15 protein-coding genes are annotated in these 15,719 nt (G+C 71.7%); 10 read left to right on the forward strand and 5 right to left on the reverse strand.

Features of this window, described 5'->3' with window-relative positions; genetic code table 11:
• The first annotated feature begins 4 nt into the window (after positions 1-4).
• Positions 5-1,417 (forward strand): dipeptidase, encoded by a 1,413-nt coding sequence (locus ACWCPF_RS09775; protein WP_451044451.1) that lies wholly within the window; start codon positions 5-7, stop codon positions 1,415-1,417.
• A gap of 155 nt (positions 1,418-1,572) precedes the next feature.
• The gene (nudC, locus tag ACWCPF_RS09780) at positions 1,573-2,517 is read left to right on the forward strand and encodes an NAD(+) diphosphatase (RefSeq protein ID WP_451044452.1); all 945 of its coding nucleotides are present in this window, start codon (positions 1,573-1,575) and stop codon (positions 2,515-2,517) included.
• A 117-nt stretch (positions 2,518-2,634) separates the two neighbouring features.
• Here nudC and ACWCPF_RS09785 read toward each other — a convergent pair whose 3' ends face one another.
• Positions 2,635-2,877 carry a mycoredoxin gene (locus tag ACWCPF_RS09785; RefSeq protein WP_351903091.1) on the reverse strand — a complete coding sequence of 81 codons (243 nt, stop codon included), beginning with the start codon at positions 2,875-2,877 and terminating at the stop codon, positions 2,635-2,637.
• 203 nt (positions 2,878-3,080) lie between these two features.
• On the opposite strand from ACWCPF_RS09785, the gene ACWCPF_RS09790 reads away from it, so the two are divergent.
• The 4 genes from ACWCPF_RS09790 to ACWCPF_RS09805 all read left to right on the forward strand — a co-directional run bounded on the left by ACWCPF_RS09790 (position 3,081) and on the right by ACWCPF_RS09805 (position 6,705).
• On the forward strand, positions 3,081-5,297 hold the full coding sequence (locus ACWCPF_RS09790) for an ATP-dependent DNA helicase UvrD2 (RefSeq protein WP_451044453.1): 2,217 nt from the start codon (positions 3,081-3,083) through the stop codon (positions 5,295-5,297).
• A 221-nt stretch (positions 5,298-5,518) separates the two neighbouring features.
• Complete coding sequence (locus tag ACWCPF_RS09795) at positions 5,519-5,836, forward strand: hypothetical protein (RefSeq protein WP_451044454.1); 318 nt, start codon at positions 5,519-5,521, stop codon at positions 5,834-5,836.
• A 177-nt stretch (positions 5,837-6,013) separates the two neighbouring features.
• On the forward strand, positions 6,014-6,382 hold the full coding sequence (locus tag ACWCPF_RS09800; RefSeq protein WP_030038270.1) for a WhiB family transcriptional regulator: 369 nt from the start codon (positions 6,014-6,016) through the stop codon (positions 6,380-6,382).
• On the forward strand, positions 6,379-6,705 hold the full coding sequence (locus ACWCPF_RS09805; RefSeq protein WP_451044455.1) for a hypothetical protein: 327 nt from the start codon (positions 6,379-6,381) through the stop codon (positions 6,703-6,705). The genes ACWCPF_RS09800 and ACWCPF_RS09805 overlap by 4 nt, the downstream gene beginning before the upstream one ends.
• Before the next feature lie 206 nt (positions 6,706-6,911).
• Here ACWCPF_RS09805 and ACWCPF_RS09810 read toward each other — a convergent pair whose 3' ends face one another.
• Both ACWCPF_RS09810 and ACWCPF_RS09815 read right to left on the reverse strand, forming a co-directional pair.
• Positions 6,912-8,300, reverse strand: coding sequence for an ABC1 kinase family protein (locus ACWCPF_RS09810; RefSeq protein WP_451044456.1), 1,389 nt, complete (start codon positions 8,298-8,300; stop codon positions 6,912-6,914).
• Positions 8,293-9,507, reverse strand: coding sequence for a TOMM precursor leader peptide-binding protein (locus tag ACWCPF_RS09815; protein ID WP_451044457.1), 1,215 nt, complete (start codon positions 9,505-9,507; stop codon positions 8,293-8,295). The genes ACWCPF_RS09810 and ACWCPF_RS09815 overlap by 8 nt, the downstream gene beginning before the upstream one ends.
• A gap of 241 nt (positions 9,508-9,748) precedes the next feature.
• Here ACWCPF_RS09815 and ACWCPF_RS09820 point away from each other — a divergent pair, with 241 nt between their 5' ends.
• The 4 genes from ACWCPF_RS09820 to ACWCPF_RS09835 all read left to right on the forward strand — a co-directional run bounded on the left by ACWCPF_RS09820 (position 9,749) and on the right by ACWCPF_RS09835 (position 13,625).
• Positions 9,749-10,345 carry a M48 metallopeptidase family protein gene (locus ACWCPF_RS09820; RefSeq protein WP_451044458.1) on the forward strand — a complete coding sequence of 199 codons (597 nt, stop codon included), beginning with the start codon at positions 9,749-9,751 and terminating at the stop codon, positions 10,343-10,345.
• Between the two features lie 146 nt (positions 10,346-10,491).
• Positions 10,492-12,159 (forward strand): TerD family protein, encoded by a 1,668-nt coding sequence (locus ACWCPF_RS09825; RefSeq protein WP_451044459.1) that lies wholly within the window; start codon positions 10,492-10,494, stop codon positions 12,157-12,159.
• 11 nt (positions 12,160-12,170) lie between these two features.
• Positions 12,171-12,851, forward strand: coding sequence for an AIM24 family protein (locus tag ACWCPF_RS09830; protein WP_451044460.1), 681 nt, complete (start codon positions 12,171-12,173; stop codon positions 12,849-12,851).
• Between the two features lie 18 nt (positions 12,852-12,869).
• Positions 12,870-13,625 carry an AIM24 family protein gene (locus ACWCPF_RS09835; RefSeq protein ID WP_451044461.1) on the forward strand — a complete coding sequence of 252 codons (756 nt, stop codon included), beginning with the start codon at positions 12,870-12,872 and terminating at the stop codon, positions 13,623-13,625.
• A gap of 100 nt (positions 13,626-13,725) precedes the next feature.
• Here the strand turns inward: ACWCPF_RS09835 and ACWCPF_RS09840 are convergent, their stop codons facing one another.
• Both ACWCPF_RS09840 and ACWCPF_RS09845 read right to left on the reverse strand, forming a co-directional pair.
• Complete coding sequence (locus ACWCPF_RS09840; protein WP_451044462.1) at positions 13,726-14,241, reverse strand: NUDIX hydrolase; 516 nt, start codon at positions 14,239-14,241, stop codon at positions 13,726-13,728.
• Positions 14,238-15,689 carry a zinc-dependent metalloprotease gene (locus tag ACWCPF_RS09845; RefSeq protein ID WP_451044463.1) on the reverse strand — a complete coding sequence of 484 codons (1,452 nt, stop codon included), beginning with the start codon at positions 15,687-15,689 and terminating at the stop codon, positions 14,238-14,240. The genes ACWCPF_RS09840 and ACWCPF_RS09845 overlap by 4 nt, the downstream gene beginning before the upstream one ends.
• Positions 15,690-15,719: the final 30 nt, after the last annotated feature.

A 15,719-nucleotide genomic window follows, 5' to 3' on the forward strand; every position in this document is an offset into this window, starting at 1 on the left:
GACCATGAGCCATCCCGTTGACAGTGCCGTCAGCGCCGTCCGCACGTACATCGAGCAGCACCGCGCCGCCTTTCTCGACGACCTCTGCGAGTGGCTGCGCATCCCGTCGGTGTCGGCGCAGCCCGACCACGCCCCCGACGTCCGGCGCAGCGCGGACTGGCTCGCCGCCAAGCTCAAGGAGACGGGTTTCCCGACCGCCGAGGTCTGGCACACCCCCGGCGCACCGGCCGTCTATGCCGAGTGGCCCTCCGACGATCCCGAGGCGCCCACCGTCCTGGTCTACGGCCACCACGACGTGCAGCCCGCCGTCCGTGAGGACGGCTGGGACACCGACCCCTTCGAGCCCGTCGTCCACGGAAACCGCCTCCACGCGCGCGGAGCGGCCGACGACAAGGGCCAGGTCTTCTTCCACACCCTGGGCGTCCGCGCCCACCTCGCGGCCACCGGCCGCCCCGCCCCGGCCGTCCATCTCAAGCTGCTGATCGAGGGCGAGGAGGAGTCCAGCTCGCCGAACTTCCGCGCCCTGGTCGAGGAGCGGAGCGGGCGGCTCGCCGCGGACGCCGTGATCGTCTCCGACACCGGCATGTGGTCCGAGGACACCCCCACGGTGTGCACCGGCATGCGCGGGCTCGCCGAGTGCGAGATCCGGCTCTTCGGCCCCGACCAGGACATCCACTCGGGCTCCTTCGGCGGCGCGGTGCCCAACCCGGCCACCGCGGCCGCCCGCCTGGTGGCGGCCCTGCACGACGAGCACGCACGCGTGGCCGTGCCCGGCTTCTACGACGGCATCGTCGAGCTCACCGACCGCGAGCGCGAGCTCTTCGCCGAGCTGCCCTTCGACGAGGACCGGTGGCTGCGCACCGCCAGGTCCCACGCCACCCACGGCGAGGCCGGACACACCACCCTGGAGCGCATCTGGGCCCGCCCCACCGCCGAGGTCAACGGCATCGGCGGCGGCTACCAGGGCCCCGGCAGCAAGACGATCGTCCCGTCCTCGGCGTTCGTGAAGCTGTCGTTCCGGCTCGTCGCCGGCCAGGACCCCGAGCACGTCGAGAAGGCCGTCCGCGCCTGGGCCGCCGGGCAGCTGCCCGCCGGGATCCGGCACGAGATCACCTTCAGCCCGGCCACGCGCCCGTGCCTGACCCCGCTGGACCACCCCGCCCTGCAGTCCGTGGTCCGCGCCATGGAACGGGCCTTCGAAGGGCCCGTCCGCTTCACCCGCGAGGGCGGCTCGGGACCCGCTGCCGACCTGCAGGAAGTGCTCGGCGCCCCGGTGCTCTTCCTCGGCATCTCCGTCCCGTCGGACGGCTGGCACGCCCCGAACGAGAAGGTCGAGCTGGATCTCCTGCTCAAGGGCGTCGAGACCACCGCATACCTCTGGGGCGACCTCGCCGAGAACTGGCGTCATGCGCCCTGACACCTCCGCTCGGTCCGGAGGGCACGCGCGCGCGGGGCACACTGGACGGACCGCCCCGCACCGCGACACCCCACCCGAACCGGTCGTCCTCAGCCGTACGTCCCGCTGAACCACCCGCCGAAACAACCGTTCCACCGGGGGAGTTGGAAGTACCCGTGACCACCTGGACCGACCAGAACGCCGATCGACCCATCTCACTGACCGCACCGAGCGGCCTCGACCGGGCCGCCCACCACCGGCTCGACGAGGCCTGGCTCGCCGCGGCGTGGAGCCACCCGACGACGCGTTGCTTCGTCGTCTCCGGCGGCCAGGTCCTCATCGACGAGACGTCCGACGGCCACACCGAACTCGTCATGACGCCGTCCTTCGAGGCCCCGCTCACCGAGGCGCACCGCTACTTCCTGGGGAACGACGAAGACGGCGTCAGCTACTTCGCCCTCCAGAAGGACACGCTGCCCGGCCGGATCGACCAGTCCGCGCGCCCGGCCGGCCTGCGCGAGGCGGGCCTGCTGCTGTCACCCCGGGACGTGGGCCTGATGGTGCACGCGGTCGGTTTGGAGAACTGGCAGCGCACCCACCGCTTCTGCTCCCGCTGCGGCGAGCGCACGGTCATCGCGGCGGCCGGCCACATCCGCCGCTGCCCCGCCTGCGGCGCCGAGCACTACCCGCGCACCGACCCCGCGGTGATCATGGCCGTCACCGACGACGAGGACCGCATCCTCCTGGGCCGCCAGGTCCACTGGCCCGAGGGGCGCTTCTCCACCCTCGCCGGCTTCGTGGAGCCCGGTGAGTCCATCGAGCAGTCGGTGCGCCGCGAGGTCTTCGAGGAGGCCGGCATCACCGTCGGCCAGGTCGAGTACATCGCCAGCCAGCCCTGGCCGTTCCCGTCCAGCCTGATGCTGGGCTTCATGGCCCGCGCGACCTCCACCGACATCGACGTCGACGGCGACGAGATCCACGAGGCCCGCTGGTTCTCCCGCGACGAACTCGGCGCCGCCTTCGAGTCCGGCGATGTGCTGCCGCCCTACGGCATCTCCATCGCGGCCCGGCTGATCGAGCTCTGGTACGGCAAGCCGCTGCCGACCCGCACCTTCATCTGACCGGCGCCCGCAGACCCGACCCGGCGCAGACAAGACAGACAGCAGACAAGACAGACAGCAGACAAGGCAGGCAAAAGGGCGGCCCCGTAACTCGGGGCCGCCCTCTCCAGGTGCGCCTTACGCGCCGACCTTCTGCTTCACCTGGGCCAGCGACGGGTTCGTCAGCGTCGAGCCGTCCGGGAACAGCACGGTCGGCACCGTCTGGTTTCCGCCATTCGCCTTCTCGACGAACGCCGCGGAGTCCGGGTCCTGCTCGATGTTGATCTCGGTGTACGCGATGCCCTCGCGGTCCATTTGCTTCTTCAGCCGCTGGCAGTAGCCGCACCACGTGGTGCTGTACATCGTCACAGTGCCCAGCATGTCCTTTGTGCTCCTTCGGCGGGTCCGGGGGTCAAGCGGTCGGGTGGTCGCAGAGGGAGAACGTACTTGAAAGGGCCACCATTCCCGGGACGCCCCCGAGGCGCGACCGGCCGGAGGTGACGTCCGCCGCATTAGTACGACTGCGAGGGCCCGCCTGTGGACAACCGTCCCGCCCGTCTCCGCCGACCTGGCAGCATGGCCGTGTGACAGCAGCAACGCACTCCCCCCTGTTCCCGCAGGCACCGGACTCGGCCGACGCGGTGCTCGACGGGCTCGACCCCGAGCAGCGCGAGGTGGCCACCTCCCTGCGCGGTCCGGTGTGTGTGCTGGCAGGAGCCGGTACCGGCAAGACCCGGGCGATCACCCATCGCATCGCCTACGGTGTGCGCGCCGGCATCCTGCACCCCTCCAGCGTGCTCGCCGTCACCTTCACCAACCGCGCCGCCGGAGAGATGCGGGGCCGACTGCGCCAGCTCGGCGCCCAGGGAGTGCAGGCCCGCACCTTCCACTCCGCGGCCCTGCGGCAGCTCCAGTACTTCTGGCCGAAAGCGATCGGTGGCTCGCTGCCCCGGCTCGTCGACCGCAAGTTCCAGCTCGTCTCCGACGCGGCCGCCGCCTGCCGCCTCCGTCTCGACCGGGGCGAGCTGCGGGACGCCATCGCGGAGATCGAGTGGTCCAAGGTCACCCAGACCGTCCCCGCCGACTACGCCCTGGCGGCCGCCAAGGCGGGCCGCGAGATCCCCCGCGCCCCCGCCGAGATCGCCCAGCTCTACGCCGCCTACGAGGACCTCAAGCGGGAGCGCGCCGTCATCGACTTCGAGGACGTCCTGCTGCTGACCGTCGCCGTGCTGCAGGACCGGCACGACATCGCCGAGCAGGTCCGCGCCCAGTACCAGCACTTCGTGGTCGACGAGTACCAGGACGTCAGCCCCCTCCAGCAGCGCCTGCTCGAACTGTGGCTCGGCGACCGGGACGACCTGTGCGTGGTCGGGGACGCCAGCCAGACGATCTACTCCTTCACCGGAGCCACCCCCGACCACCTCCTCGACTTCCGCACCCGCCACCCCGGCGCCACGGTCGTCAAGCTGGTCCGCGACTACCGCTCCACCCCCCAGGTCGTCCACCTCGCCAACGGCCTGCTCTCCCAGGCCCGCGGCCGCGCCGCCGACCACCGCCTGGAGCTGGTCTCCCAGCGCGCCCCCGGGCCCGAGCCCGGCTACGCCGACTACACCGACGAGCCCGCCGAGGCCGAAGGCGCGGCCCGCCGCATCCGCGAGCTCCTCGGCGCGGGCGTCCCGGCCGCGGAGATCGCCATCCTGTTCCGCACCAACGCGCAGTCGGAGACCTACGAACAGGCCCTCGCCGACCTCGGCATCCCCTACCAACTGCGCGGCGCTGAGCGCTTCTTCGACCGACCCGAGGTGCGCAAGGCGATCGCCGCGCTGCGCGCCGCCGCCCGCTTCGGCGGCAACGACACCCTCCTCGAAGACACCGTCGACCTGCCCTCGCAGGTGCGTGCCGTCCTCTCCGGCGAGGGCTGGACCTCGCAGCCGCCGGCCGGCTCCGGAGCCGTCAGAGAGCGCTGGGAGTCGCTGGCCGCGCTGGTCAATCTCGCGCATGACTTCACCGCCGCCCAGCCCGGCGCGACGCTCGCCGACCTGGTCGCCGAGCTCGACGAACGGGCGAACGCCCAGCACGCCCCGACCGTCCAGGGCGTCACGCTGGCCTCCCTGCACTCGGCCAAGGGCCTTGAATGGGACGTCGTCTTCCTGGTCGGCGTCGCCGAGGGCATGATGCCGATCAGCTACGCCAAGACCGACGAACAGATCGAGGAGGAGCGCCGCCTCCTCTACGTCGGCGTCACCCGGGCCCGTGAGCGCCTCCATGTCTCCTGGGCGCTCTCCCGCTCGCCCGGCGGCCGCGCGAGCCGCCGTCCCAGCCGCTTCCTCGACGGCCTGCGGCCCGGTTCCGGCACTTCCGGCGGCCGCGGTGGCAGCGGCGGGGCCGGCGGGGCCGGAGGCATCGAGCGCGGTTTCACCGGGGCCGCCGCGGTCGGCGGCCGCGCCGCGCCGCGCCGGACCCAGCGCACCCCGGCCCGCTGCCGGGTCTGCGGGCGCACCCTCACCGAGGCCGGCGAGATGAAGCTGATGCGCTGCGAGGACTGCCCCTCCGACATGGACGAGGGCCTCTACGAACGGCTGCGGGACTGGCGGGCGGTGCAGGCGCAGCGCGCCGGCCAGCCCGCGTTCTGCGTCTTCACCGACAAGACGCTGATGGCGATCGCCGAGACCGTCCCCGAGGAGGACGGCGAGCTCGCGCGGATCCCCGGGGTCGGAGTGCGCAAGCTCAACCGCTACGGAGCCGACGTCCTGGCCATCTGCGCAGGCCACGACGTCACCGGGGACGAAGACAAGGAGTGACGGGGGCCGACGCGGGACCCGCGGTGGACCGACGGAGGGCCGACGGAGGACTGATCCGAACTCGTCGGAAAAATAGTTTGCGCATGCCCCAGCAATCCCCATAGGTTCTTAGACACGGGAACGGCGGCCTTCTCGAAGGCCCTGATTCCGTGCTGTACTTGCATATCCGACGGACTGGGTTCACCCCCGGTCCCCCGAGACGCCGAGAGGAGGCGATTCCAGTGATCATCACCAACATCAGCTCCACCGCGAAACTGAACGATCGCTCGATCGTCTCCGCGTGCATGCTCGGCACCTCGGTCCTGGGCACCGGTCTGTCCGGCCTTCGCGCCGACCGGCTGGCCTGCTCCTCCGCTGCTCCCGCGGGTCTCACCGTCCGCGAGCGCAATGAGCGACCGACTGAGGCACTGGAAGCAGTAAAGGCAGAAGCACTGACCTATGCCTTTGCGGCAGCCGGTGCCGGAAGCCGGAAGCAGACGACGCAGCACCACCAGATGTGGGCCTTCCGTGGGCCAGAACCCTGGAGTGATCCAGCCTGATCGACTCAGGCCGGCGCCTTCAGGGCCGCGGAACCCCATCCGGGATCCGCGGCCCTTCTGTTTTTCCCGAACAACGGGGACGGCGGAGCGAAGGGGCCTCGGGACAAGAAAAGAACCCGGTACCCAGCCGACAACCGGTCCCACCGGACCGGACCGACCAGACGAGGAAGACGAACCGTGCAACTCGAAGCGCACGCCCCGTCCGTACCGCCTTCCGAAACGATCCCCCCGCCCGGCCTCACGGAGGACTCCACCTTGACCCCGCTCACGGCGCTCACCGCGCTCGACGACGCCATCGAGAACCTCGGCGTACCCGTCCCCTGCCGTTCCTACGACCCGGAGGTCTTCTTCGCGGAGTCGCCGGCCGACGTCGAGTACGCCAAGTCCCTCTGCCGCACCTGCCCGCTGGTCGAGGCCTGCCTCGCCGGCGCCAAGGAGCGGCGCGAGCCCTGGGGCGTCTGGGGTGGCGAGCTGTTCGTCCAGGGTGTCGTCGTCGCCCGGAAGCGGCCGCGTGGTCGCCCGCGCAAGAACCCGGTCACGGCATGAACACCAGCGCAGGAACGATCGACCGCCCCCTCACGCAAGACCCCAAGAAGCAGGCCCCGATGAAGCCGTTCACCAGCGAGCCCGCAGGCTCCGCGACCGAAGACATCACCACGACCGGCGCGTACGACTCGCGCCAGAACAGGACCCGGGAGATGCAACTCATCCCAGAAGCCCTGGCTCGTGCGCATATGCACGACCGACTGCAAGAGGCCGAGCGGGAACGTCAGGCCGCGCGCCTGGCGACCGCCCGCCGGATGCAGCGTCGGGCCGAGCGCGCCTCGATGCGCGCTCGCCGGGCGCTCGCCATGGCCGTGATGCAGTAACCACGCCCACCTGAAGCGGTGGCCTCCCCTCCTGAGAGGGGAGGCGAAGCTCTCCCCCGCGGGGGCCGGTCCGTCCGAACGGACCGGCCCCCGCGGTGCGTTGTCCGAGCGATCCACCGAGGACCGGCGGTGAGGTACGTCACAGTCCGGTGAGCGGGCCCTCGGGCCGTGCCCCTACGCCGGGCTTCGAAGCCGTGCTCCCCGGCTCACGCCTCCGCCACCGACTCCTCGACTTCCAGGGCCTCCAGAGCCTCCAGGGCGTCCTCCGGAAGGAACCCGGGCAGCCACTCCTCCAACTCCTCGCGCAGCCGGACCGTCGCGCCGAGCTGACACAGCACACCGATCGTGCTCAGCGTCACCCGATGTATCAGCAGATACGCCGGGGGCAGGTTGAGCTGCTTGCCCAACTGGTGGGCGGGGGAGCGGGGGTCGGCGATCCTCGCCGCCTGGCTGCGCATCCAGCCGCGGGTGAACGTGAACTCCTCCACCTGGGCCGGCTCGATGATCGGCAGCAGATAGTCGAGGACCGCGTCGGGATCCAGCTCGATGGACTCCTTGACGAAGCCCTCCGTGCAGAGGAGTTCGTAGACCGCCTCCGCCTCGCCGTCCAACGTCATGCGCAGGGATTCGCCGATCGGGTCCGGCAGTCCGCCCGGGAGCCGGTCCACCGTGCCGAAGTCCAGGATGCCCAGGCGCCAGTCGTCCTCGCCGTCCGGCCCGCCGGGCAGCAGGCGGAAGTTGCCGGGGTGCGGGTCGGCGTGGAGCAGGCCGGTGCGGGCGGGGCCGGAGAAGAGGAAGCGGGACAGCAACTGACCGGCGCGGTCGCGCTGTTCACGGGTGCCGTCGGCGATCACCTCGGACAGCGGCACTCCGTCCATCCACTCGGTGACCAGGATCTGGTCGCGCTGGTGGACGACCGCCGGGACCGCGAAGTCGGGATCGTCGGCGAACTCCTCCGCATGGGCGTGCTGGGCCTGCGCCTCAAGGCTGTAGTCGAGCTCCTCGGAGACCCGGTCCTTCAGCTCGGAGATCAGCGGCTTGACGTCCATGCCCGGGATGAGCGGGCCCAACAGCCGTGCGAAACGGCTGAGTTGGTTCAGGTCCGACAGCAGGGCCTCGCCGGCCCCCGGGTACTGGACCTTGACCGCCACCTCCCGGCCGTCGTGCCACACCGCTCGGTGCACCTGGCCGATCGAGGCCGCCGCGGCCGGCTGGTCGTCGAACTCCAGGAACAGCTCGGACCAGTTCTCGCCGAGCCGCTCCGCGAGCACCGAGTGCACCGTGCGGGTCGGCATCGGCGGCGCAGCGTCCTGAAGCTTGGTGAGGGCCGCCCGGTAAGGGCCGGCCACCTCCTCGGGGAGAGCGGACTCGAAGACGGACATGGCCTGCCCGAACTTCATCGCACCCCCCTTCAGCTCGCCCAGCACCTTGAAGAGCTGATCGGCGGTGCGCTGCTGCAGCTCGCGGCTGACGATCTCCGCGGACTCGCCCACGATCCTCTTGCCCAGACCCCAGGTCGCCCGTCCGGCGAAGCCGAGCGGGAGCGCGGCGAGCTTGGCGGTCCGGGTGACCGCCTTCCGGGGAAGATCAGACATGCGCCCTCCAAGTCCCAGCCAGCCGCGCCGCGTCCGTCGTACGGCGTAACCCCTTCGAATGCCGTTGCTCCCCCATTGTCGCGTGCGATGCCTGGTCCTCGGAGGTGTGTTCCTGCTTACCTTTGCCCGCGGCCCCGCACGAACAGGCGGAGTGGGGCCATACCGGTCGCGCGTGCCACTGGAGCGTGGGGACGGAGACCTCCCAGCGGGCGCCCGCGCTCGACGGGGTCCGGCCGTCGAGGAAGGCGAGCGCATGGGCCGCCGCCAGCCCGGCGACCGTCGTGGCCAGGGTCAGATCGCAGGCGCGGGCCGCGCGCCGCCTCCCGGAGTGCCACTGGGCGACCAGCCGAGGCCAGGCCGGGTCCCGGTCGGTGCGCTCCTGCTGCAGACAACCGGCGCAGCCCGTCTCGCCCGGCAGCACGAGCGGGCCGACCACACCCGTGCCCTCCACGACCCCGGCGTAGAGATGCGGTGTGCCCGAGGCGATCAGCGGCTCCGCCGCCGAGGGAGCGGGCGCGTGCACCGACACGTCGTCCCGGGGAGCGAGGATCACCAGGGAGTGGCCGGGGGTGTCCGTCCCGGCCGGTGATCCTTTCTTTCTGCGGGGTGGACGGCCGGGGGCGGCGCGGCGCACGGCGCGGCGAGCGGCCTCGTCCCGACGCTCGCCGATCGCCTCGGCGGGCAGGCCGCCCGGCGCCACGTCCGCGGGCTCCACCAGGCCGCCGTCCCGCACCTCCACCTCGCCCACCCCGGCTCCCGACAGCAGCGCGGCCAGTGCCACGCCGACCCGGCCGGCTCCCTGCACCTGGACCCGCAGCCGGCCTCGGGCTGTCAGATGCTCTATCGCGTCGCCCGGTTCCGACGTGATCAGGGACAGCGCGGCGAGATCCGGGCGCAGCCGGTCCATGACCTGCTTCTTCTCCCGCAGTGCGGAGGTCTCCGGCCCGCCGCCGCGTGCGTCGTCGAGCAGTCCCGCCCGTGCCAGCCGCTCCACCAGCCGGTCGACATGGCCGTCGGGCAGATCCATGCGGCGGCCCTCCTCGCGCAGGAGCGCGAGGCCGCGGGTGCCGTCCAGCAGATCGAGGAAACTGCCCGTCGCCGTGTCCACCGGGCCGAGTGTCAGTGCGTGCGCCGGTGTCATACCGAACTGCACGGTGTTGAGGTCACGCCAGCCGCGCCGCAGCGCGGGCTTCACCATCGGATGCATCAAAGGCCCCCGTATGCCTGGAATCTCCCCATCGGGTCGGCGGAGCGGGGGCGTGGGGGTGTCCTCGCTCCGCCGACGAGTGCCAGCATGCCCGGGACCGCTCGGGCGTGCCGAAAGTTGTCCACAGGCAACGGCATTCGTCGTACAAATCCGTCGTACGACGCAAAGGCGGCGGAGAAGATCGGAAGCGAACCGTCCCGGAGTCGGGACTTCCCGCGTGTGCAGCGGGTAACGTCGGGGCGTGTCCGCCGACCCACTGCACCGCGCCGGAAGCCCACAGCGCAGCGCGACGAGCCAGCCGCCGAGCGGCTCGGGGGCGAGCGCGATCGAGGTCCGCAGAAGCGCCCGTCGACGTCGGACGGTCTCCGCGTACCGCGAGGGCGATCGCACCATCGTGCTCATCCCTGCCCGGATGTCCGAGGCCGAGGAGCAACGCTGGGTGAGCGTCATGCTCGACAAGCTCGCCGCCCAGGAGAGCCGGCGGGTGCCCGGCGACGCCGAGTTGGCCGAGCGCGCGGAGCGGCTGTCCGCCCAGTGCTTCGGCGGCCGGGCCCGGCCCAGCTCGGTCCGCTGGGTGACCAACCAGAACACCCGCTGGGGCTCGTGCACACCGGCCGAGGGCAGCATCCGTCTGTCGCACCGCCTCAAGGGCATGCCCGAGTACGTCATCGACTACGTCCTCGCCCACGAGCTCGCGCATCTGCTCGTGCCCGGCCACGGCCCCGACTTCTGGCGGCTCCTGGAGTCGTACCCGCGCACCGAACGCGCCCGCGGCTACCTCGAGGGCGTCGTCGCCGCCGAACGGCTGCCCCAACCGCCCGCCGCGGGCGGGGAGTGACCTGCCCGCGCGCGCGGAGCGAACCCGTCCGGTGTCACGTGACGCGGGTTGTGTACCGGGTCTGTACCGACATCGTCCGTTGTCGGACTTTGCCGTTAGCCTGACGCGACGCACTCACACATCGGGATGGGGGACGGTCGTTACGCATGCCCAGGGAATTCCAGCGCGGCCACAAGGCCAGGATCAGTGACCTCACCGCGGGCACCGATCTGTACGTAGGCGTGCAGATCACCGCTCCCGGCCTGACCTTCGACATCAGCTGCTTCGGCCTCGACGCCGACGAGCGGCTCTCGGACGACCGGTACTTCGTCTTCTTCAACCAGCCGAAGTCCCCCGAGGAGTCCATCCAGCTCCTGGGCGCCCAGGCGGGAGACACGGAGTCCTTCCGGATCACTCTGGACCGGATCCCGCAGCAGATCCGCAAGCTGTCCTTCACGGCGACCCTCGACGGCGCCGGACAGATGTCGCAGATCGGCCCCGGATACATCCGTATCGTCGCCGGCGGCGAGGAAGTGGCCCGCTACGCGTTCAACGGCTCGGAGTTCACCACCGAGCGGGCCGTGATGCTGGGCGACTTCTACTTCAAGGACGTGTGGCGGTTCGCGGCCGTCGGACAGGGCTTCGACGGCGGACTGGACGCGCTGCTGAAGAACTTCGGCGGCGAGGTCGCGGAGGAGGAGGCGCCCGCCGCCCCGGAGCCACAGCCGCAGGCCGGGCCGGTTCCCGGCTTCGCCCCGCCCGCCTTCGGCGCACCGTCCGCCCCCGCCCCGGCGCCCGCGCCGCAGCAGCCCCAGCCCGCCGCGCAGGGCTTCGCGCCCCCGCCCGCGGCGCCTGCGCCGCACACCCCGGCCCCCGCACCGTCGATGCACGCCGCGCCGACCATCGTCGCGCCGCTGACCCCGCCCGGCGGCGGCCAGCTGCCGCCCCCCGCCCCGGCTCCGTACGGCCAGCCGCCCCAGCAGCCGCCGTACGGTCAGGGCCCCGCGCCGACCGCGCCGATGCCTCCCGGCTACGGCCAGCAGCCCCAGGCGCCGCAGGCCCCGCCCGGCTACGGCCAGCCGACCCCGCCGCCCGGCTACGGACAGCAGCCGCCGTTCGGGCAGGTCCCGGGGCAGCAGGCGTACGGCGTGCCGCAGGGCTCGCCCCAGGGCGGCGCGGGTGTGACCGCCGCGCTCCAGCAGTTCAAGGAGACGCCCACCGGGCAGCGCTGGACGCCGCAGACCAAGAAGATGATCCGCGTCGACCTCGCCATCGGCGGCCAGCCCGTGCTCGCCCGCCAGGGCAGCATGGTCCTCTACCAGGGCAAGGTCGACTTCGGCTACAAGGGCGCCGGATTCGCCGGCCGGATCGTCGGCAACGCGACCGGCCAGGAGATGCAGCTGATGCGCTGCACCGGCCAGGGGCAGGTGTTCCTCGCCGAGAACTCCACCCAGCTGCACCCCATCGAACTCCAGGGCGACGCGATCTGCGTCTCCGCCGAGAACGTCCTCGCCTTCGACGAGAGCCTCCAGTACGAGGTCCGCCGCGTCGAAGGGCACGGGATCCCCGGCGGCGCGCTGTTCACGATGCAGTTCCAGGGCACCGGCACGATCGTCGTGAAGACGCACGGCACGCCCGTCGTCCTGCCGGTCACGCCCACCACGTTCGCCGACTGCAACGCCGTCGTCGCCTGGTCGGCCGCCTCCCAGGTGGTCGTCTCCAGCCAGGTGCGGATGCGCCGCAACGCCTACCCGGGCGACACCGGAGAGAGCGTCAACCTCCAGTTCCGGGGAGCTCCCGGCAACTTCATCGTCGTCCAGCCGTACGAGGTCTGAGGGAGCCCGTCATGAACCAGCCGCTCGCGGGCTACGCTCCCGCACCCGTCACCGCGCGCATGGAGAACCACGGCAACCACATGCTGAAGGTCGCCATGCAGACCGGGAACGACCTCTTCGCGCGCGTGGGCTCGATGGTCGCCTACGAGGGCTTCGTCCAGTACGAGCCCAACCCGCCGGCCGTCCGCCAGATCGCCAAGGACTGGATGACCGGCGAGGGCGCGCCCCTCATGAAGTGCACCGGCGACGGCCTGCTCTATCTCGCCGACTACGGGGCGAACGTCGTCGTCATCCAGCTCAACGGCGACGGCATCTCCGTCAACGCCACCAACCTGCTCGCCTTCGACGCGCACCTCACCTGGGGCGTCGAGCGCGTCAAGGGGCTCGCGAAGTTCGCCGGCCAGGGCCTGTGGAACACCAAGATCTCCGGGCAGGGCTGGGTCGCGCTGACCTCGCGCGGCAAGCCGATCGTCGTCGACTGCGGCGGCGGCGAGGACGAGACCTACGTCGACCCCGACGCGCTCGTCGCCTGGTCCCCGAACCTCAAGGTGAAGGGCAAGCGCAGCTTCAAGGCGCAGTCGCTCATCGGCCGGGGCAGCGGCGAGGCCTACCAGATGGCCTTCTCCGGCCAGGGCATCGTCGTCGTCCAGCCCAGTGAGGACAGCACCGACCGCCTCCGGGTCCGGGGCTGAGGGGGAGCCAGAAACGCCATGCAGAGCCCACTTTTCGCACACAACGACTCGCAGACCCGGGAACGCTGGAGTCTGCAGAACAAGCAGATGCTCCGGGTCACCCTGGAGGGCCACGACGACATCCTCGCCCGCAAGGGCACGATGGTCGCCTACCAGGGCCTGATGGAGTTCGACGCCGAGTACCAGAGCAACAACCAGGGACGCGCGCGTGCGCACACCGGCGAGGGCCTGGACCTGATGCGCTGCCACGGGCAGGGCACGGTCTACCTCGCCAACCTCGCCCAGCACGTCCACGTGGTGGAGGTCGAGCAGGACGGCCTGACCGTGGACAGCAGCTACGTGCTGGCCATGGACTCCGCGCTGCACCACGAGGTCATCGCCGTCGACAGCCTCTACGGCATCTCCGGCTCGGGGAAGTACCAGCTCAACATCACCGGCCGCGGCAAGGTCGCGCTGATGACCTCCGGCGCGCCCCTGATGATGCAGGTCACGCCCGACAAGTACGTCAACTGCGACGCCGACGCCATCGTCGCCTGGTCGACCGGGCTGCGGGTGCAGATGCAGGCCCAGACGCACACCTCCGGGGTGTGGCGCCGGCGCGGCAACACCGGTGAGGGCTGGGAGCTGAGCTTCATGGGCAGCGGCTACGCGCTCGTGCAGCCCAGCGAGCTGCTGCCGCCGCAGAACGCCCAGATCGGCTCCGGCCTGGCCGCCCAGTACGGCGTCGGGCAGCAGGGGGCGCGCGGACAGAACCAGGGCAACGTCTGGAGCTGACCCGCCGCAGAGCAGACGTAAGGGGCGATCACCTGATGGGTCGCCCCTTACCCGTTTCGGCCCCTTGCGGCCGTTGCGGCCCGTCATGGCCCGTCGCGGCTCACAGCCGCGCGCGGGTCGCCTCCAGCAGCCGCACGACCGACCCGTCGGCCACGCCCGCCACCTCGTCGTAGGCGAACCAGCGCAGGTCGAGGGACTCCTCGCTGATCGCCTCCACCGCCCCGGCCGGAGCGAGCGCCGCGTACTGGACGTCGTAGTGCCAGGCACAGGGCGTGAGATGCCGGTCGAGCCGGACCGGGCCTCCGGGCAGCAGCGTCAGCCCCGGGACGCCCGACTCCTCGGTCCCCTCCCGCAGGGCCGCCGCCGCCAGCGTCGCGTCGGTCGGCTCGCAGTGGCCGCCCGTCTGCAGCCACATCCGCAGCTTCTTGTGGAGCGTGAGCAGCACCCGCCCCTGCTCCGGGTCGATCACCAGCGCGCTCGCCGTCAGGTGGCCGTCCCCGCAGGCCTTCCGCATGCCGTCCGGATGCGCCGCGAGATGGTCCAGGTAGCTCTGGCGCAGCTCTTCCTGGCCCTCGTACCCCTTCAGGACGAGGACCGCGTCGTCGTACAGGCTCACTCGGTGTCGTCGCCCCTGGAGTCGTTCTCGTCGTCCTTCTTCAGATTCGGCTTCTCGGTGTGGCCGCCGCCGCTCGCCGCCTCGCCGAGCATCTTGTCCAGCTCGGAGAAGTCCAGCTGCTCGCGGTGCACGAAGCCGTCCGGGTCGTCCAGGTCGGACGCCGTGGGCAGCATGTCCGGGTGGGCCCACAGCGCGTCCCGGCCGTCGACCCCGCGCGCGTCCGTCAGCGAGGCCCACAGCCGGGAGGCGTCGCGCAGCCGGCGCGGGCGCAGCTCCAGACCGATCAGCGTCGCGAACGTCTGCTCCGCGGGACCGCCCGTGGCACGGCGGCGGCGCAGCGTCTCGCGCAGCGCGTCCGCGGACGTCAGGCGCGGCTTCGCGGCCGCGTGAACCACCGCGTCCACCCAGCCCTCGACGAGCGCCAGGGCCGTCTCCAGACGGGCCAGGGCGGCCTTCTGCTCCGGGGTGTCCTCCGGCTGGAACATGCCCTGCTGCAGCGCGTCCTGCAGCTGCTCGGGGTTCTGCGGGTCGAACTGGCCGACCACGTCCTCCAGCTTGGCGGTGTCGACCTTGATCCCGCGCGCGTAGCCCTCGACCGCACCGAACAGATGCGAGCGCAGCCACGGCACATGCGCGAACAGACGCTGGTGGGCGGCCTCGCGCAGGGCGAGGTAGAGCCGCACCTCCTCCTTCGCCACGCCGAGGTCCTTGCCGAAGGCGTCGATGTTCACCGGCAGCAGCGCCGCGCGCCCGGCCGGGCCGAGCGGCAGCCCGATGTCGGTCGAGCCGACGACCTCGCCCGCGAGCACGCCCACGGCCTGCCCGATCTGGGAACCGAACATCGCGCCGCCCATCGACCGCATCATGCCGATCAGCGGGCCCGCCATGGCCTGCATCTCCTCCGGCAGGACGTCGCCCATGGCCGCGCCGACGCGCTCGGCGACCGGGTCGACGAGCTCCTTCCACGCGGGCAGGGTCGCCTCGACCCACTCCGCGCGGGACCACGCCACCGCGGAGCCGGCGCCGGACGGCAGGGAGGTCGCGTCGTCCAGCCACAGGTCGGCCAGCCGGACGGCCTCCTGGACCGCGGTGACGTCGGAGGGGCCGACGCTCGCGTCCTTCACTCCGTCGGAGGTGCCCTGGGCGACCTGCTGGCGGGCGATCTGCTTGGCCATGTCCCAGTTCACCGGGCCGCCCTCGTAGGAGAGCATCTGGCCCAGCTGCTGGAACGCGGCCCCCAGGTCGTTGGGGTTCAGTGAACCGAACATCGCGGCGAGCGGATTGTCCGCGCCGGGGCCGCCAAAGCCGCCGGCGCCGGGCAGCCCGCCGAAACCGAACGGGTTGGCCGGTCCCTGACCACCGCCGCTCTGCGGGTCCTTCTTCTTGCCCTCGTCGCCGTCTTCCGGCTCCTCCGGCGGAAGGCCGAATCCGAATGGGGTGTCACTCACGGGATTCCTCGGCTGGTAAGGCCACCGGTT

The sequence above is a fragment of the Streptomyces sp. NPDC001858 genome, assembly GCF_053594615.1.